We start from the raw sequence: 19,244 nt of genomic DNA on the forward strand, positions 1-19,244 counted from the left end.
CCACTATCCCCCCGCCTCCACCACCCATCAACGCCACCGACGGAACACTGTCGGGCGCGACGGCACGCACCGCCATCGCGATTTGCTAGGCTGCGCGGCAACCCATGGAGGGCGCATGTCCAGCTACAGCCAGTTCTCGCTGCTGAAACAACGACGGTTCCTGCCGTATTTCACCGTCCAGGCGCTGGGCGCCTTCAACGACAACGTGTACCGGCAGGCGATCATCGCGCTGCTGTTCTTCCTGGGCGCCAGCGATGGCGAACTTTCGCTGTACGCCACGCTGGCGCCGGCGATCTTCATCCTCCCCTACTTCCTGTTCTCCGCCATCGCGGGCCAGTTCGCCGAGAAGCTCGAGAAGCATCGGCTGATCGTGATCACCACGACGATGGAAATCGTCATCATGTCGCTGGCGGCGATGGGCTTCCTGCTGCAGAACATGCCGGTCCTGCTGGTCGCGCTGTTCTGTACCGGCGTGCAGTCCACGCTGTTCGGGCCGGTGAAGTATTCCGTGCTGCCCTCGATCCTCAAACCAGAGGAACTGACTGGCGGCAACGGACTGGTCGAGATGGGCACGTCGATCTCGATCCTGTGCGGCATGATCGCCGGCGGCATGATCTTCCAGGTGGCCGGGGCGTACGGGCCGCAGGCGGCCGCCATCGCCATCGTGCTGCTCGCCGTGCTGGGCAACGTCGTATCGCGACTGATCCCGCGCATGGACGCGGGCGCGCCCGACCTGGTCATCCGCTGGAACCCAATTCCCGAATCGCTGGCCGTGCTGCGCATGGCGAAACAGCAGTTGGCCGTGCGAAACGCCATCCTCGGCGTGTCATGGTTCTGGTTCTTCGGCACGTTGCTGACCTCGCAGTTGCCGGCGTACGCGAAACTGCACCTCGGCGCCGCCGATGGTTCGTCGACGCTGTACGTGTTCGCGCTGGCGCTGTTCTCGGTGGGCACCGGCATCGGTTCACTGCTGTGCGAGAAGCTGTCCGGCCGCACCGTCGAAATCGGCCTGGTGCCGGTGGGCGCGTTCGGCATGACGGCGTTCCTGCTCGATCTCTACTTCGCCCGGCCGGGCACCGCACCCACCAACGGCCTTGGCGTGGCCGAGTTCGTCCGCCAGGCCGGCAGCGTGCGGATCATGATCGACCTGATCGGCATCGGCATGTTCGCCGGCATTTTCGTGGTGCCGCTGTTCGCGCTGATCCAGAGCCGCACGGCGAACTCGCGGATGGCGCGCGTGTTCGCCGCGCTCAACATCCAGAACTCGGGCTTCATCGTGTTGGCCGCGCTGGTCGGCCTGGGCCTGCATGCGCTGGGCTGGAGCGGTCCGCAGATTTTCCTGGCGCTGGCCATCGCGAACGCGCTGGTGGCGATCTGGATCTTCACCATCGTGCCCGAGTTCCTGATGCGGTTCCTCAGCTGGCTGTTCGTGCGCGCGTTGTATCGCCTGCGCCTGCACGGCATCGAGAAGCACGTACCCGATGAAGGCCCTGCGCTGATTGTCTGCAACCACGTCAGCTACATGGACGCGCTGATCCTGTCGGCGACGATTCCTCGACCGGTGCGTTTCGTCATGTACTACCGGATCTTCCAGATCCCGGTGATGAGCTGGATCTTCCGCACGGCCAAGGCCATCCCGATCGCCGGCGCGCGGGAGAACCCGGAACTGATGCGGCGTGCATTCGAGGAAATCGACGCTGCGTTGGCGGCGGGCGAGATCGTCGGCATCTTCCCCGAAGGCGCGTTGACGAAGGATGGCGAGATCGCCGCGTTCAAGTCCGGCGTGGAGAAGATCCTGGAGCGCCGCCCGGTGCCCGTCGTGCCCATGGCGCTGAAGGGGATGTGGACCAGCATGTGGAGCCATCGCGACAATCGGATGGGGCGCATGCGCGTGCCCCGCCGTTTCCGCGCGCACGTGGACGTGGTGGCCAGCGAGCCCCTGGACGGCGCCGCCGTGACCGCCGAGGTCCTGGAGGCGCGGGTGCGCGCGCTGCGCGGGGATGCGGCGTGATGGTTTCGCCGGCTCTGCCGCTCGGTTAGTCTATCGGGGGGACTGCGGGGGCATGACGTTGCCGCCTGCCGAGAACATCAACGACGTTTCACCTGCCTTCGGAAGACCACCATGAGTGCCACGCCGCCGCTGCCATCGCAGCACGCGCCCTATGTGCCCAACCATCTGGTGTGGGCCATCTTGAGCACGCTGTTCTGCTGCCTGCCGCTGGGCATCGTCTCCATCGTGTTCGCCGCGCAGGTGGATGGCAAGCGCGCCGCGGGCGATCTGGCGGGTGCGCTGGATGCGTCCAGCAAAGCCAAGCTATGGGCACTGGTGTCTGCGGCCTGCGCACTGGTGCCGTTGGTCCTGTATCTGTTGTTCGTTTTCTTCATTGGCGGTGTCAGTCTGCTGGGCGGACTGAGCGGCTGAAGCCCACAGGAATCTCCAGATGAATGCGATGCCTCCTCTTCCCGACGCCGCTCCCCAGAACATCCCGAACCATCTGGGCTGGTCGATTGCCGTCACCGTGATCGCCGCCTTCGCGACGTTCTGCACGTGCTGCGGTCTGGGCGCCATTCCGGGCGCCATTGCCATCTTTTTTTCCACGCAGGTCAACAGCAAGCTGCGTCAGGGCGATCTGGCCGGCGCGCGCAGCGCTGCCACGGTGGCAAAGATCCTTTGTTGGGTGACGGTGGGGCTTGCCCTGCTGTGCGTTGTGTATCTGGCCTGGAGCATCCACAGTGCCGGCGGCATCGACCAGTTCGAAGTGATGTTCCGGGAAGCTGTTGAGCAGGCACAGCGGCAGCGTTGACGCCATGACGAATGTGTCCCTACAACGTGCCGGCATCGCCATTGCCAGTCTGGCAGGCATGTCGGCATTGGTGGCTGGCGTCTGGCTGCTGCGTACATTCGACCCCAACGCGGTGGGCAATCCTTTTCCTGCCTGCCTGTTCAAGACTCTTACCGGCTTCTACTGCGCAGGCTGCGGCGCCACCCGCGCGCTCCACGCCCTGGTGCACGGCGATATAGGCAAGGCGTTCTCCATGAACCCCCTGCTGGTGTCCGTGCTGCCGCTCCTTCCGGTGCTGGCGGCCTGGTCGCTGGGCTGGCGTCCCGCGTGGCTCCATCCGTTCGTGCAGCGCGTCTCTTCCCCTATCCTGTGGCTGCTTTTGCTCTCGGGATTCTGGATTCTCCGCAACCTGCCCTGGATACCGTTCGCCTGGTTGGCGCCGGGCTGACGCCTGTTGCACGCTGCCCTTGCGATCACCGTCCACTTACGCTTCCACCCCCCCAAACCCTCAACATCCTCAAGGAGCCAAGCACATGAACACGAATTCGCAGTACGTCCCCAACCATCTGGTGTGGGCGATCCTCTCCACCCTGTTCTGCTGCCTGCCCCTCGGCATCGTTTCGATCGTGTTCGCCGCCCAAGTCAACGGCAAACTGGCCGTGGGCGACATGGCGGGCGCGCAAGAGGCATCGGACAAGGCGAAGAAGTGGGCCATGTGGTCCGCGATCGCGGGCGTGTCGCTGGCGGTGCTCTACATCATCTTCATTTTCGCGATGGGCGGCATGGCAGCAATGTCCCAGTAAGGGACACCGCGTCAAAGCGCAAAAAAGCCCGCTCCTGCGGGCTTTTTTCATTCGCGGCCGTCAGCTGACCCAGCCACCGATCACGAACACCGCGAGCAGTGCCAGCCACAGCAACAGGATGCGCCAGACCAGGCTCATCGCGTCGCGCAGCTCGGGCAGTTCGCGCATGGCCTGGACCATGCCTTCCTCGGCGTATTCCTCCGCTTCCTCGGCCAGTTCGCAGCGCACGCTGGCGCGCGCGACATAGCCCAGGAATCCGGTGCCCAGCTGGAAACGGGTGCCGCCGGCTTCGCGCCAAGCGGTGAACACCGTATCGAAGTTGCCGACCAGCGCCATCGCCAGCGTCATCAGCTGCGCGACAGGCCAGTCCAGTACGGTCTTCAACGCGCGCGCGCCAAGGCGATTCTCTTCGGGCAACGTCGAGGCGCATTCGTCCTGCGTCGCCAATACCGACAGGCGATAGAGCACCGCGCCGACCGGGCCCAGCAGCAGGAACCAGAACAGCACGCCGAACCAGCGCTGCATCGCGTTGACGAACACCGCCTCCACCAGCGCGGGCCCATCCAGCGTCGCTGCTTCGCCAGTCAGCCCGAGCCGGGCGATCGCGGCGCGACGGGTGGATGCATCGTGCGCATCGATGACCGCCTCGACATCCACATCCAGGTCCCGTGGACCCCAGGCATAGACCAGGACCACGATGTCGAACAGCAGGCCGGGCAACCCGTACAGGGGACCATCGAGCATCCATTGCAGCAGCGCGACCACCAGCAACACCGGCACCATGGCCAATACGATGCCGTAGCGCGCCTGCCAGACGCCCGCGCCGCCGGAGCGCTCGCCCAGCCAGCGTAACCATGCGCCATACCATGCGTACTGGCGGAACGATGCGACCAGCGCGGGTGCCACATGCCCCAGCACCAGCGCAAGCACGACGGCGACGAGCGTGATCGACATGCAATTCCTCCGAGCCGGGATTCTAGCGCGGCTGCCTGTTAATGCCCGGTCTTGTCGGGGATCTTCGAGTCGCGCGTCGCGCGCATGCCGGCATGCCAGTGTTCTATCAGCGCGCGCGCGATGGAGATGGACGGCGACAGCAGCAGCCCATCGCCCGTGTTGTCGTCTCCTCGCGCGAGTGCCGCATCGATCTCGTCGAACGTGAACCAGCGCGCGTCCTCGAGTTCGCCGTCCACCTGGGGCGGATCGGGTTCTGCATCGGCGCAGAAGCCCAGCATCAGCGCGCCCGGGAACGGCCACGGCTGTGCGCCGAGGTAGCGGCAATCGCGTACCCGCACCTGCGCTTCTTCGAGCACTTCGCGGGCAACGGTCTGCTCCAGCGTCTCGCCGGGCTCCACGAAGCCCGCGATGACCGAGTAGCGACGCGGCGGCCACGATGCCTGCCGGCCCAGCAGCAGGCGCTCGCCATCGCTGACCGCCACGATGACGGCAGGATCCACGCGCGGATAATGATCCTTCCCGCACTGCGTGCAATGGGCGATGTAACCCGCGCGGCGGAACGTGATGGCGCCGCCGCATGCGCTGCAGAATTGTGTCGACGACTGCCAGTGCAACAGGGCTCGCGCCATGGCGAACACGCCTGACGCGAAGGCAGGCCACGCCGCGGCTGCGGGCCGCAGATCCAGCCATGACGGCGCCTGCACTGCATGGTGCCGGGCATGCGCCGCGAACCATGCCACGCCGTCCTTCAGGCCCAGGAACAGGCTCGCGCCCGGCCCACCGCCGAGCGACGCACCTTCAGGTGCCAGCAGCTTGCCGTCCACGTCGACCATGGCGCGCCCGTCATCGTCCAGCAACATCACGCGGGCGGCCGGCCACAACGCGGTCAACGCCCCGGTGTCGTCGCGCAGCGCGTCGGCGCGATCCAGCGTATCGCCCGCGAAGGCGAAGCCGGTGAGCGGCGTGCCAGAGGAGACGGGACCTGTCACGGAACGCGGCAGGCCGGCATTCACATGCTGAAACTGCTGCCGCAGCCGCAGGTGGTCTTGGCGTTGGGGTTGCGGATGACGAACTGCGCACCCTGCAGGCTTTCGCTGTAATCCACTTCCGCGCCCATCAGGTACTGCAGGCTCAGCGGATCGACCAGCAGCGACACGCCATCGGTATCCACGGCAACATCGTCGTCGGCACGGTTCTCGTCGAACTCGAACCCGTACTGGAAGCCCGAACAGCCGCCGCCCTGGATATAGACGCGCAAGGCCAAGGCATCGTTGCCTTCTTCCTGGACCAGCTCGCGCACCTTGGCCGCCGCGGCAGGCGTGAAGTTCAGCGGCCGATCGATGGACTGGTAGTCCGGAGCGGCGGCTGCGGTCGGCAGGGAAACGACAGTGGTCATGGCGGAAGGATGGGGGCTGGCGGGAGGCAGTTCAAGCTCAACGTGTGCCGGTGCTGCCTTCGCCTGCGCCTTCCTTGGCCGCCGCCTGCGCCCACGGGAACGATTGCTCGACGGCTGCGCCGCTCTGCGGCACCACGCGGGCGATCACGCGGACGGGCTTGAAACCCGGCGGCAGCAGCAGATCGCCTTCGACCTGCTGGAAGTACTTGAACGAATACGGCACGCCGGGCGCATTGGGCTGCTGCCGCAGATCGGCCCACCCCAGGCGGCGCAGCTTGCCCGCCTCGGTGCCCTCCACCGATACCAGCAGGCGGCCGGCGTTGACGGCGCCGCGATTGAGGTTCTGCGTCAGCGTGGCGGTGAAGTGCCACGCCTGCTCGTCCTGCGGCTGCAGCGTGAGCTCGTGCACCGACAGGCCACGGCGCTGCGCGGTGGCACCGACGAAACGCTCGTAGAAGGCCACGTCGGCGCGCAGGCCGGCGATTTCCTCATCGCGTTCGGACAGCGTCGCCTGCAGGTCGCGGTTGGCGTCGCGGCTGATCTGGTCCGAGCGTGCCAGCGTGGCGCTTCGCTGCTCCAGCATCTCGATGCGCCGCTGCTGCTCGCGCGACTGCGCTGCCGTGGGGGCTTCGCCCGCATGGCGCGCGAATACTTCCCAGAGGCCCCAGCCGCCAAACGAAAGCGCCGCCACCAACACGGCGATCAACACCGGCCACCCCACCAGCCTGGGCGGCGGGACACTTGGCGGTACGGGCTGGGGATTCATGGTCGCAGGATAGCGCGACCGATCCCAGCGGGCTCTGAATGCCCCCCGTCAGGCGTCGGCCGTAGCCCACGCTTCCGGCAAGGCGGCACCATCATGCGACGGCGATCCCGCAGGCAGGGCATCCGCATGCACCAGGCGCCCAGTCAACTGCGCGCCCGCACTCATCTCGACGACCTTGTAATGCAGGTTGCCCTGCACGCGCGCCTTGGCGGCCAGCTCGATCCGGTCGAAGGCGTGCACATCGCCGGTCATGCGGCCGTTGATGACCACCACGGGCACCTGCACTTCGCCTTCGATGCTGCCCTGCTCGGCCAGCGTCAACACGGCGCGCTCCCCGGCTTCGGCGATGACCTTGCCCTGGATATGGCCTTCCACGTACAGGCCGCCACTGAACACCACGTCGCCACGGATGGTGACCTGCGGCCCGATGAGCGTGTCGATGGCGCCCACGTCGGGGCGGATGGGCTTGGTCTTGAACATTTCACTTGCCTCCTGCGGCTGTGGCGGTCTTCCAGTCGAAGGCCTGTTCCACCGCCGCGTCTCCGCCATTCAGCGTCACCTTGACGCGCTGAGGCGTGAACCCGGGCGGCAGCATCACGTTGCCATCCAACTGCTGGAAATATCGGAAAGAGTAGGTCTGTCCCGGCGCGCTGCGCTGCTGGTGCAGTTCGTCCCACTGCACCGCGGCCAGCTTGCCTTCGCGCACGCCTTCCACGGCGAAGCGCATCTGGCCCTGGCTGATCGCGCCACGGTTCAGCGTCTGCGTCAGCATGATCTGGTAACGCCAGGTTCCGCCCGCCTCAGGTGCGAATTCGGCCACATGCACGCTCAGGCCCTTGCGCTGGCTGGTCGAACCGACCAGCCGCTCATAGAACGCCACATCGGCCCGCAACGCAGCGATCTCCTCATCACGTTCGGCCAGCGCATCCTGCACTTCGGCGTTGGCCGCACGGCTGATCTGATCGGAGCGGGTGAGCGTCGACTCGCGCTGGCGCAGGTTGCGCAGTTCGCCGCGCACTATGGCCAGCTCACGTTCCGCCTGTACGCGATTGGCATCGGCCTTCGCCAATCGCGGTGCGGCGGTGTAGCTGGCGGCGAACCACATGGCCACCAGACTGCCTGCCCAAGCCAGGCCGAACAGCAAGGAGGCTCCACGACGACGCACAGCCGCGTCACGCGGCACAACCCTGAAGCGAGATGGAGCAGGTGCAGACATGACGGACATGCGGCATGCGGCGCTCAGCCGACAGCCAGACGGGACCCCTATACTCGCCGCAGTGGCGCGAGCCCATGAGTCTAACGGGAGTAGCCGGCATGTCCGAAGCGCATCTTTTCGTAATTGGGATCCTGTTGGCATGGATGGCCGGGATCCGCGTCTATCTCACCGTTTTCGGGCTGGGCCTCGCCGGGGCACTGGGCTGGCTGGATCTGCCGCCCGCCTTGCAGGTGACCGAATCCTGGTGGGTGCTGGGGACCTCCGGCGCGCTTGCGCTGACCGAGTTCTTCGCCGACAAGATCCCGGGCGTGGACTCCGGCTGGGACCTGCTGCAGACCCTGGCCCGCGTGCCGGCAGGCGCGTTCCTCGCCGCCGCCACCCTGTCCCCGGATGGCCAACTCAGTGGCGGGGCGCTGGCGGCGGGTGCCGGCGTGGCGCTCACCAGCCATCTGCTGAAGAGCGGCTCACGTGCCCTGATGAACACCTCGCCCGAGCCGGTCAGCAACTGGACCGCCTCGGTGGCGGAAGATGCCGTGGTCGTGGGCGGCCTCGCGATGGCCTTTGCGCACCCCTGGATTGCGTTGTTCCTTGTGATCGGAGTGTCGCTGCTCATCGCGCTGGCGGTCTGGTGGGTCTGGCGCAGCGTGTCGCGCGGACTGAAACGCTTGCTGCAGACAGCGCCTTCAGCTCCCGTGTCGCCCCCGACCTCCGGCCCGTGACAGGCGTCGGCGCATCGGGGATCATGGGTCTGCCTCACTCGTGAACTTCGTCGCATAATGAGGCTCAGCTTGGGGAAGCCTGATGTCCGCCATCGACTCCACATCCCGCCCGCAGGATGAGCCTTCACGCTCGCGCCTGCGTGCAGAAACCCCGCCGGCACATTATTGGCGCCGTTGGGTGGACGATGCCGCCCCCGAAGACGCGGCCGAACCCGGAGCCGGAGAGCCCGTCGAGATGACCAGCCAGTCCTCCATCCCCCCCGAGCCGCCGGCAACATCCACACCTCCACGAGCCGCGGTTGCCGCGACGCCTGCTGGACCACCCTCTGAACCCGTCGATCCGGAATCGCCCTACCGCGTGCTGATCGTCGAAGACGACCGCGGCCAAGCCCTGTTCGCCCAGAGCGTGCTGCATGGCGCTGGCATGCAGGCCGACGTGCAGATGCAGTCCGATGGCCTGCTCGACGCCATGCGCCGCTTCCGTCCCGACCTGGTGCTGATGGACCTGCACATGCCCGGCCGTGATGGCATGTCGCTGACCATGCTGCTGCGGCAACAGCCTGAATACCTGCACTTGCCGATCGTTTTCCTGACCGGCGATCCGGACCCGGAACGCCAGTTCGAAGTACTGGAAAGCGGCGCGGACGACTTCCTCAACAAGCCGATCCGGCCCCGCCACCTGATCGCGGCGGTGTCCAACCGCATCCAGCGCGCGCGCCAGCGCAGCCAGGCCCAGCAGGCGCCGCGGCCCTCGCTCAACACCGATACCGGCCTGCCCACCCGTACCTTCGTGCTGCAGCAGCTCGGCGAGTCGTTGCAGCGGCAGGGGCGCGGCGGGCTGTTCTTCGTCGAGGTCAACAGCGCGCTGAGCCTGCGTGAACGCTACGGCTATGCGGTGTTCGAGCACCTGATGAGCCAGGCCGGGCGCCAGTTGGCTGCCGCTGCGTCGCCGCACCCGGTGGCGCGATTGAACGACAACAGCTTCCTGATGCTGGCCGACAGCGTCGACGAGGCGACCCTGGCCGCCCTGGCACAGCAGTTGCGCGACGGACTTGCCGGGCATGACTTTGAAACCCGCCCCAACGAAGTGCTCAAGCTTCGCGGCTCGATCGGCTACACCGCGCTGTCCCTCGGCTTCGCCGACGCCGGCAGCGCGCTGGAGGCCATCGAACGCGCGGTGCTGCAGGCCCGCCTGAAGTCCGACAGCCTGGCCGAGTACATACCGGCCCAGGTCGACGACGACGCCCCGCGCATCTCGCTGGAGGATGGCCAGTTCGAGCTGGCCTACCAGCCGATCGTGGCGGTGGCTGGCAACGACCAGGCGCAATACCAGGTGCTGTTGCGCATGCGCCAACCCGACGGTTCCCTGTTGCCCGCGTCGCAGGTGATCCCGGCGGCCGAACTCGCGGGGGGTATCTCGCAGATCGACCACTGGGTGCTGGAACACGCGCTGTTCGTGCTGGCCGAGCGACAAGCGGCGGGACCGTCACTGCGCCTGTTCGTCTCGCAGTCGCCGCGCTCGCTGGCGCGCGAGTCGCATGCTCCGTGGCTGCTCGACGCGCTGCGTGCGCGCGGCATCGAGGGCACGTCGCTGGTCATCGACCTGCGCCTGTCCGACGCCCTGATCCATACCGTCACGCTGCGGCAGTTCTGCCAGCAACTGATGCCTGCAGGCGTGCAGTTCTGCCTCAGCCAGTTCGAGCCCGGAGTGGAAGCCGACGCCCTGCTGACGCAGCTGCCTCTGGGTTTCGTGCGTGTCTCCAGCAAGTACGCCAGCGCCCACGCCGATCCGGTCCTGCGCGACCAGTTGCGCGGGATCATCGACAACGCCCACCGCCAGGGCCTGCAGGTGATCGGGCAGCAGATCGAAGATCCCCAGGCCGCAGCAGCCATGTGGATGGGCGGTGTCGACTTCATCCAGGGCAATCTGGTGCAGGCGGTCGGCAGCGAACTCGGTTTCGACTTCCACAACGCGGTGCTGTAACGATGCCCACCACCGGACGGATGCCGGTGATGCCGTGGGTGACGGCGACGCTTGCCGCGTCGTCGGTCGCATCGATGGGCCTGCACTGGGCAGGCATCGCGGGGCCTTGGCTGCCCGTCGCGCTCGGAACAGGCGCGGCGGGGCTGGCAGCGGCCATCGCCACCGGACTGCAATCGCACAACGAAGCCCGCCAGCGCGCCGGTGTGCAGGCGCGCGCGGCGATGGCCGAATCCGAGCGCGACAGCCTGCAACGGGACCTCCATCGCCACGACAGGCTGGAGCAGGAGCTGATGCGCGCCAAGCAGGCCGCCGAATCGGCTGCGATGGCGAAGGGCGAATTCCTGGCCACTATGAGCCACGAGATCCGCACGCCGCTCAACGGCATTGTGCCGATGCTGGAGATGCTGTCGCGTGCGCCGCTGGCACCGGACCAGCGCGAGATGCTGAGCACGGCCACCGCCTCCTCGCACCAGCTGCTGCGGATCGTGGACGACATCCTCGACTACTCCAAACTCGAAGCGAACAAGCTGGAGTTGGAGATCACCGGGTTCAACCTGCGCGAGCTGCTCGACAGCGTGCTGCAGCTCATGTATCGCCCCGCCGAGAACAAGGGGCTGCGGTTGAGCCTCCAGTTGGATCCCGCGGTACGCCTGCCCGTCCGTGGCGACCCGGTGCGGTTGCGCCAGGTGCTGACCAACCTGGTCGGCAACGCGATCAAGTTCACCGAGCGCGGCTCGGTCACGCTGGTCGTGCGGCGGCTCGGCGAAACCGCCGCGCAGCACCTGCTGCGCTTCGAGGTACGGGACACCGGCATCGGCATCGAGGAAGATGCGCGCCACCGCCTGTTCCATTCCTTCAGCCAGGCCGATGCGTCCACCACCCGACTGTATGGTGGCACCGGGCTTGGCCTGGCGATCTGCCGGCGCATCGTCGACCTGATGGGCGGCCGCATCGACGTGGTTTCGGAGATCGGGCGCGGCTCCACGTTCTGGTTCGAAGTGCCGCTGATGAAGGTCATCGGCGACCTGCGCCAGCGCGACAACGGCGCGCTGGACCATGGCCGCGTACTGATCGTCTCGCCCGATGCCCGACTGCGGCAGCGCCTCACCCTGCTGGCCACCAACTGGGGCATGCAGCCGATGGCGGTGGAAACCACGCAGGAAGCGCTTGACCGGCTGCGCATGGTCAGTGAACAGGCGCAGCAGGATTATCTGGCGGTCCTGGCCGACATCAGTGGCATCCGCAGTACCGCATTGGCGCTGCACCGCGCCATCGCACGCCGCCCATCGCCCGATCCGCTGCGCCTGGTCTGGCTGTACGGCGACGAGACCGTCCCGACCGAACTGCACCCACGCAGCACGTTGCTGTCGCGGCAGTCGCCGGATGCGGACCTCCGCGCAGCGCTGACCGGTGCCGCGCCGGAACATGATCCGGACGTGGTTGCCATTGCCATGGAAGAGATATTTCCTGAAACCGGGAACGCAGCCCCGCTGCCTGACCCCGCGTTCCCGCGCACAACCGACGCCCGTGAGAGGCAAGCAGCGGTCGCTCCCGCAACGCATGAAGCGGAGGCGCCCACTCCGGGCCCGGAACCCGCCGTCGTCAGTGCCATGCGCACCGAGCCCCGCCTGCTGCTGGTGGAAGACAATCCGGTCAACCTGCTGGTGGCGCAGAAGCTGCTGTCCGCGCTGGGCTTCAATTGCGAGACCGCAGCCAATGGCGACATCGCCATCAAGCGCATGCAGGTGGAGCACTTCGACCTGATCCTGATGGACTGCCAGATGCCGGTACTGGACGGCTACGCCGCCACGCGGCGGTGGCGCGAGTCGGAGGCGCAGCGCACCGAAGGCGTCCCCCGCCTGCCCATTGTCGCGATGACGGCCAATGCGATGGCCGGGGATCGCCAGCGCTGCCTGGACGCCGGCATGGACGACTATCTCGCCAAGCCGGTGTCGCGCGAGCAACTGGAAAGCTGCCTGCACCGGTGGCTGCCGGACCGCATGAACTTCGTGTTGCGCAATGCCGCGCTCGTGCCCGCCGCAGAACCCGCGCCGCCGGCCCCGGCCGTCGCCACCGCGCGCGCGCCGGCGCCGAGCTTTCCGGTGCTGGACCAGACCATGCTGGAGGAACTGCGCGAGATTGCAGGTGACGAGACCACGCGCATCATCACCATCTTCCTGGAAGACGCGCCACGCCTGATCGGTACGCTGGAGAAGGCGGCTGCCGTGCCCGATCTGGATGCCATGCGCGATGCCGCGCATACGCTCAAATCATCCAGCGCCAACGTGGGCGCGATGGCCTTGTCGGCCGCTGCCAAACGCGTGGAACTGGGCGCACGCGCCCGCAAGCTGGAGCGCCCGGCCGTCGCCGTGGCACTGGTCATCGCCGAGTACGCGCGCGCGCGCATGGCGCTGCAGGGCTACGCGGCGCAACAGCTCGGCAGGCCGCTGTTGCCGCCGACGCCAGCGACCGGTCAGTCGTCGCCTTCGAGTTTGGTCAGCAGGTAATTCGGCTCGCCGATACGGTCGATCACCGACAGCTGCGTTTCCAGCCAGTCGATGTGCTCCTCTTCGGAATCGAGGATGTTCGCGAACAGCTGCCGGCTGACGTAGTCGGCCACCGATTCGCAGTACGCGATCGCCTCGCGCAGCAGCGGCAGCGCTTCCTGTTCCAGCGCCAGATCGCACTCCAGGATCTCGCGTGGGGTTTCGCCGATGCGCAGCTTGCCCAGCGCCTGGAAGTTGGGCAGCCCATCAAGGAACAGGATGCGCTCCGACAGCTTGTCGGCATGCTTCATCTCGTCGATGGATTCCTTGTACTCGTGCTCGGCCAGCTCCTTGAAGCCCCAGTTCTTCAGCATCTTGGCGTGCAGGAAGTACTGGTTGATCGCGGTGAGCTCGTTGTAGAGCGCCTTGTTGAGGTACTCGATGACCTTGGCGTCGCCTTTCATGGCCATGCTCCGTGGGCGGAAGAACGGCAAAGGTTAGCCCGTGCACGCGCGCCGTGACGGAACGCGAATCGTGATCATTCTGGAGGGATACCGTCCCCGCCGACAGGTGGTCGCGCGGACGTCAGGCTGCGTGCGAGAGCGTCAGGATGGGAAACAGCGGCTCACGCGACGCAGGTTGCGCGGCCTGCAGTACGTCCATCGCCATGTCCAGACAGCTGCCGCAGTTGGCGCCCGCGCCCGTGCGCATGGTCAGCTCGGCCACGGTGGCGCATCCCGCGGCGGCGGCTTCACGGATCTGGCGGTCGGTCACGCCGTTGCAGATGCAGACGTACACGGTGGCGGTGGCAGTGCGGCGGGCACGGGATGGCCCGACGCCATTTCACCCAAGATGAGAATGATTGTCAATTCTTGACGGGTTCGCCGGTACCGCCCCGTTTACGTGCCGGCCGGTCACGGCCACGCCAGCGGTTCCCGTCCACCGAAGCCCGGGGGGCGGGCAGTTGCGGGGGGATCGCTTGCGGGCCCGCGACCCCGCGGGCGAACGAGGCCAAGTGCCCCAGTGCGCTGGCGTACACGCGACGCTTGAACATGACCACGTGTTCGAGCGGATACCAGAAATCCACCCAGCGCCAATGATCGAATTCAGGGCTCTCGGTGAGGTCCAGGCGGACGTGGGCTTCGTCGCCGACCAGGCGCAGCAGGAACCAGACCTGCTTCTGGCCGATGCAGACCTGGCGTTCGTTGCGGCGGATGGCGCGGGACGGCAGGCGATAGCGCAGCCAGCCGGGCGTGACGCCCAGAACTTCCACATGTTCGGGCAACAGGCCGGTTTCTTCGCGCAACTCGCGGTACATGGCCTCGACCGGGGTCTCGTCCGTGTTCATGCCGCCCTGCGGGAACTGCCAGCCATCCCGGCGCACGCGCCGTGCCCAGAACACCCGGCCATCAGGCCGCATCAACACGATGCCGACATTGGGTCGGTAGCCGTCCGGATCGATCACGATGCGGACTCCTAAAATCTACTGTCCCCGACTCTGCCACGCCCCGCCGCAGGCGACAAGCGCGGCCGCCCGGCTTGACAGGCAGGGGGTCGAAATGAAGAATACGCGGTTCACGCGGCTATGTAGCTCAGCCGGTTAGAGCACAGCACTCATAATGCTGGGGTCGGTGGTTCGAGTCCACCCATAGCCACCACGTGATAGTACGAGCAAGTCCAACTAAGGCCGGAAAGCCCCGATATATCAAGGCTTCCGGCCTTTTTTGTGTCCCGAGTAGTCCGAGGACATCCGTTGCAAGCCGGCGGTAAGGGGCGGTAACTTTGGCGGTAGGCGGCATACCGCCAAAACTGTTACCGCCAAGGCCGTTACCGCATGCCGCTGACCGATACTGCCATCCGCAAAACGAAACCTGAACAAAAGCCGCTCAAGTTGCGCGACGGCGGCGGTCTTTACCTAATTCTCCGACCAGATGGCGCGCGCTGGTGGAGACTGGATTACCGGCGCCCTGTCTCAGGCAAGCGGAACACCCTTAGCCTGGGCACCTACCCTGACACAGGCCTCGCAGAAGCCCGCGCCGAGCGCGATCGGGCTCGCAAGCAGCTCGCCGCAGGGATCGACCCCGGCGAGCACCGGAAGGCAGAGCAATCTGCCGGCGTCGAGCGGGCCGGCAATAGCTTCGAAGTCATCTCACGTGAATGGCTGGCCGTGAAGGCGCACGGCTGGACCGACAGCCACCATGCCAAGCAAAAGGTGCGTCTTGAAGCTCATGTCTTTCCCTGGATTGGCAAAAAGCCGATTGCAGAAGTCGGAGTTTCGGATCTACGCCCCTTACTGACCCGTATGGTTGAGCGCAGTCATCATGAGCAGGCTCATCGGGTCATGGCAGCGATCAGCAGCGTGTTCAAGTACGCCGTAGCTACCGAGCGAGCCGACCGCAACCCAGCTGCGGACCTGGGTGCGGCCCTGCCATCACGTCGGAAGCGCAGCTTTCCCACGATCACAGATCCGAAAGAGGTCGGCGGACTTTTGAGGGCGATGGATCGATACCGGGGTGAGCCTGCTACCTCTGCGGCCTTGAAGTTGGCCCCAATGACCTTTGTACGTCCCGGCGAACTCCGGGGCGCCCGCTGGGCTGAGTTCGACCTTGATCATCCTGATGGCGCGCGCTGGGTAATTCCAGCTAGCCGAAGGAAGTTGCCAAAGGCCGACAAGGAGGATCCGAACACCGAGCCACACGTTGTGCCGCTCGCAGAGCAAGCGGTAGCCATCCTCCGAGATCTACAGCCACTCACGGGACATCGGGAGTACGTCTTCCCCGGGGTGCGCGACCCCAAGCGCTGCATGTCCGAGAACACGGTAAACGCTGCCTTGAGAAACCTTGGCTACGATGGCAACACCATTGTTGGCCATGGGTTTCGCCACATGGCCTCCACTCTGCTCAACGAACTCGGATTCAATCCGGACGCGATCGAGCGTCAGCTCGCCCATAAGGGGCAAGGCGTACGGGCGATCTATAACCTCGCCAAGCATATGCCTGAACGAAAGAAGATGATGCAGGCGTGGGCGGACTATTTGGACGCGTGCAAAGCGATGGGAATAGAAGCGCGGCTCGATTCCAAAGCAGCCTGATTTCATCAGAGGCAAGTCCGCTTCCGGCCAGAAGCGGACGTCGGGAGACATCAAAAAGACAAGCCGATCCGCGAATTAGGCTCCCTCAGAATGGAATATGAGGCTGCAGTGTGGCCAACATTCGTTCGACCCAAATCACTTTTTGATGTTGAAGCGTAGGAAGAGGATGGAAATACTTCCCCTCCTCCCCCGGCTTGCTCAAGCCTGTAACTCTCGAATGTGGAGCAAGTGCCGTAACTGCGCGACAGATCAGGGGAGTTAGATCATTGCTAACCCCCCAAGCGCAAACTATAGGCGCCCTGGACCCTCTCAATAAATGGCGTGCCAGCTGATGTGATCTGTCCGATGAGAATACAGAATGCGACGTGGTGCCGGTCTCCTCTTCAAAAGCTGTATAGCGATCCACAAATGATGCGCTTTGCGGATCCCGAAGGTCTGAAAGATTTATGACCCTAACGACCCTCCATTCCATGAAGTGCATGACACGCATCAACTGGTACTGTGTAGTATCCGGCGCTGTGGGAACCAGCGCGTCTGTCAATCCAGCGACGCCCTCTAAGGAGACTACGTAGTCTTGTTCTGAAAGAGGCTTAGATGATCCAGGATTCATCATGACGAAGACCGCGTCAGCTAGGTCGTACTGACTACAGTCACTTGTTCTAATCTCGAGAACGCTTCGGCACTTCACTGGCTCCTTTCCAAGTACCGCCAATGAATAGAAGTGACCAAGCACTTCAAACTTGCTTTTCAAGTCTCTTGCCGGGATGAAGGTAACTTTCATCTGTGACCTGACCTCTTAACCAAGCGAGACTTCGGCTTGAAAGATTGTTAGCCCTCATCCCTTACAGAAGAAGCCTAGCGCTAAGCACTTGGGTAGAGTTCCTCGGGAGCCCGAGCTTACGATCTCATACGAGTCAGTAACGCCATGACTGTAAATCGATTTTACGTTTCTGCTGTGCTCGTCATCCAGACAGTAGATCAATATTCGCTCTAGATCATCGATTCTCTTTTTGGTGACCTTGCCTGCGTCTACCTTGACGGTTCCATATCTCAGAAAAATGCGGTGCTTCGGGTGGTTCCTGACAATTCCAGCATACCTAGCGTGGTGATCGGGTTGTTTCAGGCGCTTTTGGACATACTGCTTGTAGGTCTTCCCGAGATAAATGAATTTGTGCTTCTTGTCGGAGAAGCGTGCCGTGATCATGTAAAGGTTAGCGGTTTCGTCATGTTCAGACCCTTCGTCACGTGCTCTCTCATAGGGGATCGGCTTACTCCACGCAATGCAAACGCGCCAGAAGTCATCTTCGAATACCGGATTCAATTTACGCTCCCCTTTAGCCTCAACCATCAATCGTCCGGATCCTGGTGCCCGGCTCTACGCTTCTCCACAGCAACCAGGATGTCCCTACATCGTCATTATTTCGCTCGACGTTAGGGTCGCAGAGTTGGCCTCACAAGCCAAGGCATCAATGGAAAGGAGAGTGGCGAGCCTCCGGATCACGGGCGCGCTGCGCGATACCGCTGGACAGCATACGATCGGGCCGGTCGGCGCGATCGCACTGCACTCGGGTTCGCGCACGCTGACCGTAGGTCCTGGCCCCGAAGAAAACGCTGGGATATTCCTGCAAGATCGCAACACGCTCGATTGCGTTGAGACGTCGAGTGGGCCCAAGCTGGTCTTGACCCTTTATTGCGACCGTCGGGCCTGCGCGCCCGTGGACTACCGCGTCATCGACCCCAGCAATGCACAGATCATCAGCAGGCAGGATACCTTCGACGAATGTGATGCCATGTGCGCAGAAAGCGCTCTAGGCACGAGCGTGCCCAGAGAGTAAGGGAGAGGTAAGTTCGACCTTCTTCTTACGTCTAGGATAGCGCCCGCCCCACTACTTGCGTCTGCGGGCACCTGCTCTGGTGCGATCACGATATTGTCTTTCTGTTGCGATACGGACACGTCAAGCGCTACTGTCGGTGAAGCAACCAATCCTTCACGGCCTTACTGCTCACCACCCTACTAGCCTTCGCGTGCGAACCAGCCCCCTCCCTTGAAGGCCAGAAGCGAGCCGACTCTTAAACAGCCGGCTCGCCAGTATCGACGCTCGGCCGGCTCGGCCTAGCCTTCGCCGATGTGCCACGCAGCGAGATCAAGAACGTCGCCAGAAGCTGGAATCTCGCGTATCTCGAGATGGGCAATGATGCTCGGAATTATGTGCCTGACGATCAAGCCCAAGGGAAGATCCGTAGCCGCACGCCAGTGAGACCCCATCCGAAGAGCGTTCGCGGACTCGAAGCCCAAGTGCTGAAGCGCTTCATGCATTTCGTTATGCGAAAGATCGATCGAAGTATTGAGAACGGGCTTGTCTGTTCGCCAAACATCAATCTTCTTGCCGGTAGCAACACCATTGGAAGCCAAGTCGGCACGCAAGATGAGGTTCTGGATGACCACAGCCCAGTCTTCTTTGCGGATAAGAAAATACCTCCACCACTCATGCACTTCTTTCGAAGTCAGCATCTCGAGACGTCTCTTCAATCGCTGCGCACGATCCGTCCTCGCCTTCTCATACCGAGCAAGCGCCAGCGGGTCTTCTGGTGGCGGGTTGAACGCAGTTTCCGCAAGTTCAATCTGGAATTCGACCGTCTTGCCTTGGATGGCATGCACAGCACAGCGCATGGCAAGGCTATCAATAGCCTCATCGGTTCCAAGGAACTTGTTCTCAACGCCAAGAACGATCTTCTCGATCGCATCACTGACAATAGGCGCAGGCACAGTTCCCACCGATTCTTGGCTTGCGGATATCTGCTGCCGTATCTGCTCAAGTATGTCCAAGACTTCACGGTGTGACACATGAAGCATCGCTTTAATGCTCACCGCGGTCGAAGCGTTTGATTCGAGAATTTTTACAACTTCCGCCTGCCTATGATCAGCAAGCCAGTCCTTGAACTCTTCAAGACTCGCCTCTTTGCCGGACTGGCGTTGCATCAGGAACTCAGCAGCAAGCGAAACTATCGACGCAAAACCTGAAATCGGATCCATATAAGTAACACT

Annotated in this window: 21 protein-coding genes and 1 tRNA gene; 11 read left to right on the plus strand and 11 right to left on the minus strand. The window is 64.2% G+C overall.

The features are described from left to right. The first annotated feature begins 115 nt into the window (after positions 1 to 115). The 5 genes from FB548_RS17955 to FB548_RS17975 all read left to right on the plus strand — a co-directional run bounded on the left by FB548_RS17955 (position 116) and on the right by FB548_RS17975 (position 3,586). Positions 116 to 2,011, plus strand: a complete 1,896-nt coding sequence (locus FB548_RS17955; RefSeq protein WP_142126182.1) for an MFS transporter — start codon at positions 116 to 118, stop codon at positions 2,009 to 2,011. Between the two features lie 111 nt (positions 2,012 to 2,122). After that, complete coding sequence (locus tag FB548_RS17960) at positions 2,123 to 2,422, plus strand: CD225/dispanin family protein (protein ID WP_142126183.1); 300 nt, start codon at positions 2,123 to 2,125, stop codon at positions 2,420 to 2,422. Positions 2,423 to 2,441: 19 nt separating this feature from the next. Further along, positions 2,442 to 2,804: a CD225/dispanin family protein gene (locus FB548_RS17965; RefSeq protein ID WP_142126184.1), complete on the plus strand. Its 363-nt coding sequence runs from the start codon at positions 2,442 to 2,444 to the stop codon at positions 2,802 to 2,804. Positions 2,805 to 2,808: 4 nt separating this feature from the next. Continuing rightward, positions 2,809 to 3,231, plus strand: coding sequence for a DUF2752 domain-containing protein (locus FB548_RS17970; protein ID WP_142126185.1), 423 nt, complete (start codon positions 2,809 to 2,811; stop codon positions 3,229 to 3,231). 85 nt (positions 3,232 to 3,316) lie between these two features. Further along, entirely contained in the window at positions 3,317 to 3,586 is a 270-nt protein-coding gene (locus tag FB548_RS17975) for a CD225/dispanin family protein (protein WP_142126186.1), read from the plus strand. Between the two features lie 60 nt (positions 3,587 to 3,646). Here FB548_RS17975 and ampE read toward each other — a convergent pair whose 3' ends face one another. Genes ampE through FB548_RS18005 form a run of 6 tightly spaced genes read right to left on the minus strand, consistent with a single transcriptional unit; the run spans position 3,647 to position 7,918 of the window. Further along, a complete protein-coding gene (gene ampE, locus FB548_RS17980; RefSeq protein ID WP_142126187.1) occupies positions 3,647 to 4,540 on the minus strand; it encodes a regulatory signaling modulator protein AmpE in 894 nt (297 codons plus the stop codon). A 38-nt stretch (positions 4,541 to 4,578) separates the two neighbouring features. Then, positions 4,579 to 5,529: an NAD(+) diphosphatase gene (nudC, locus tag FB548_RS17985; protein ID WP_142126188.1), complete on the minus strand. Its 951-nt coding sequence runs from the start codon at positions 5,527 to 5,529 to the stop codon at positions 4,579 to 4,581. A gap of 20 nt (positions 5,530 to 5,549) precedes the next feature. Then, the gene (gene erpA / locus FB548_RS17990) at positions 5,550 to 5,936 is read right to left on the minus strand and encodes an iron-sulfur cluster insertion protein ErpA (protein ID WP_142126189.1); all 387 of its coding nucleotides are present in this window, start codon (positions 5,934 to 5,936) and stop codon (positions 5,550 to 5,552) included. A 37-nt stretch (positions 5,937 to 5,973) separates the two neighbouring features. Then, complete coding sequence (locus FB548_RS17995) at positions 5,974 to 6,702, minus strand: DUF6776 family protein (RefSeq protein WP_255470619.1); 729 nt, start codon at positions 6,700 to 6,702, stop codon at positions 5,974 to 5,976. Between the two features lie 48 nt (positions 6,703 to 6,750). Next, positions 6,751 to 7,182: a polymer-forming cytoskeletal protein gene (locus tag FB548_RS18000; RefSeq protein ID WP_142126190.1), complete on the minus strand. Its 432-nt coding sequence runs from the start codon at positions 7,180 to 7,182 to the stop codon at positions 6,751 to 6,753. Position 7,183: 1 nt separating this feature from the next. Beyond that, positions 7,184 to 7,918 (minus strand): DUF6776 family protein, encoded by a 735-nt coding sequence (locus FB548_RS18005; RefSeq protein WP_142126191.1) that lies wholly within the window; start codon positions 7,916 to 7,918, stop codon positions 7,184 to 7,186. Between the two features lie 98 nt (positions 7,919 to 8,016). Between FB548_RS18005 and FB548_RS18010 the strand changes: the two genes are divergently transcribed. The 3 genes from FB548_RS18010 (at position 8,017) to FB548_RS18020 (ending at position 13,128) form a co-directional block, all read left to right on the plus strand. Continuing rightward, positions 8,017 to 8,637 carry a DUF4126 domain-containing protein gene (locus FB548_RS18010; RefSeq protein ID WP_142126192.1) on the plus strand — a complete coding sequence of 207 codons (621 nt, stop codon included), beginning with the start codon at positions 8,017 to 8,019 and terminating at the stop codon, positions 8,635 to 8,637. An 82-nt stretch (positions 8,638 to 8,719) separates the two neighbouring features. After that, on the plus strand, positions 8,720 to 10,621 hold the full coding sequence (locus FB548_RS18015) for an EAL domain-containing response regulator (protein ID WP_142126193.1): 1,902 nt from the start codon (positions 8,720 to 8,722) through the stop codon (positions 10,619 to 10,621). Positions 10,622 to 10,623: 2 nt separating this feature from the next. Next, complete coding sequence (locus tag FB548_RS18020) at positions 10,624 to 13,128, plus strand: hybrid sensor histidine kinase/response regulator (RefSeq protein ID WP_255470620.1); 2,505 nt, start codon at positions 10,624 to 10,626, stop codon at positions 13,126 to 13,128. Here the strand turns inward: FB548_RS18020 and bfr are convergent. The 3 genes from bfr to FB548_RS18035 form a co-directional block, all read right to left on the minus strand. Then, positions 13,095 to 13,571, minus strand: coding sequence for a bacterioferritin (gene bfr / locus FB548_RS18025; RefSeq protein WP_142126194.1), 477 nt, complete (start codon positions 13,569 to 13,571; stop codon positions 13,095 to 13,097). The genes FB548_RS18020 and bfr overlap by 34 nt on opposite strands. A gap of 121 nt (positions 13,572 to 13,692) precedes the next feature. Then, positions 13,693 to 13,905: a (2Fe-2S)-binding protein gene (locus tag FB548_RS18030; protein ID WP_142126195.1), complete on the minus strand. Its 213-nt coding sequence runs from the start codon at positions 13,903 to 13,905 to the stop codon at positions 13,693 to 13,695. 67 nt (positions 13,906 to 13,972) lie between these two features. After that, the gene (locus FB548_RS18035) at positions 13,973 to 14,572 is read right to left on the minus strand and encodes an RNA pyrophosphohydrolase (protein ID WP_142126196.1); all 600 of its coding nucleotides are present in this window, start codon (positions 14,570 to 14,572) and stop codon (positions 13,973 to 13,975) included. Positions 14,573 to 14,688: 116 nt separating this feature from the next. On the opposite strand from FB548_RS18035, the gene FB548_RS18040 reads away from it, so the two are divergent. Both FB548_RS18040 and FB548_RS18045 read left to right on the plus strand, forming a co-directional pair. After that, a tRNA-Met gene (locus tag FB548_RS18040) sits at positions 14,689 to 14,765 on the plus strand. 176 nt (positions 14,766 to 14,941) lie between these two features. Continuing rightward, the gene (locus tag FB548_RS18045; protein ID WP_142126197.1) at positions 14,942 to 16,198 is read left to right on the plus strand and encodes an integrase arm-type DNA-binding domain-containing protein; all 1,257 of its coding nucleotides are present in this window, start codon (positions 14,942 to 14,944) and stop codon (positions 16,196 to 16,198) included. 835 nt (positions 16,199 to 17,033) lie between these two features. Here the strand turns inward: FB548_RS18045 and FB548_RS18055 are convergent. Continuing rightward, positions 17,034 to 17,546: a hypothetical protein gene (locus FB548_RS18055; RefSeq protein ID WP_142126199.1), complete on the minus strand. Its 513-nt coding sequence runs from the start codon at positions 17,544 to 17,546 to the stop codon at positions 17,034 to 17,036. Positions 17,547 to 17,643: 97 nt separating this feature from the next. Here FB548_RS18055 and FB548_RS18060 point away from each other — a divergent pair, with 97 nt between their 5' ends. Further along, positions 17,644 to 18,033 (plus strand): hypothetical protein, encoded by a 390-nt coding sequence (locus FB548_RS18060; protein WP_142126200.1) that lies wholly within the window; start codon positions 17,644 to 17,646, stop codon positions 18,031 to 18,033. 278 nt (positions 18,034 to 18,311) lie between these two features. Here FB548_RS18060 and FB548_RS18065 read toward each other — a convergent pair whose 3' ends face one another. Next, positions 18,312 to 19,232, minus strand: a complete 921-nt coding sequence (locus tag FB548_RS18065) for a hypothetical protein (protein WP_142126201.1) — start codon at positions 19,230 to 19,232, stop codon at positions 18,312 to 18,314. Positions 19,233 to 19,244: the final 12 nt, after the last annotated feature.

The organism is Pseudoxanthomonas sp. 3HH-4 (assembly GCF_006716465.1).
In the GTDB taxonomy this organism is placed as follows: Bacteria; Pseudomonadota; Gammaproteobacteria; order Xanthomonadales; family Xanthomonadaceae; genus Pseudoxanthomonas_A.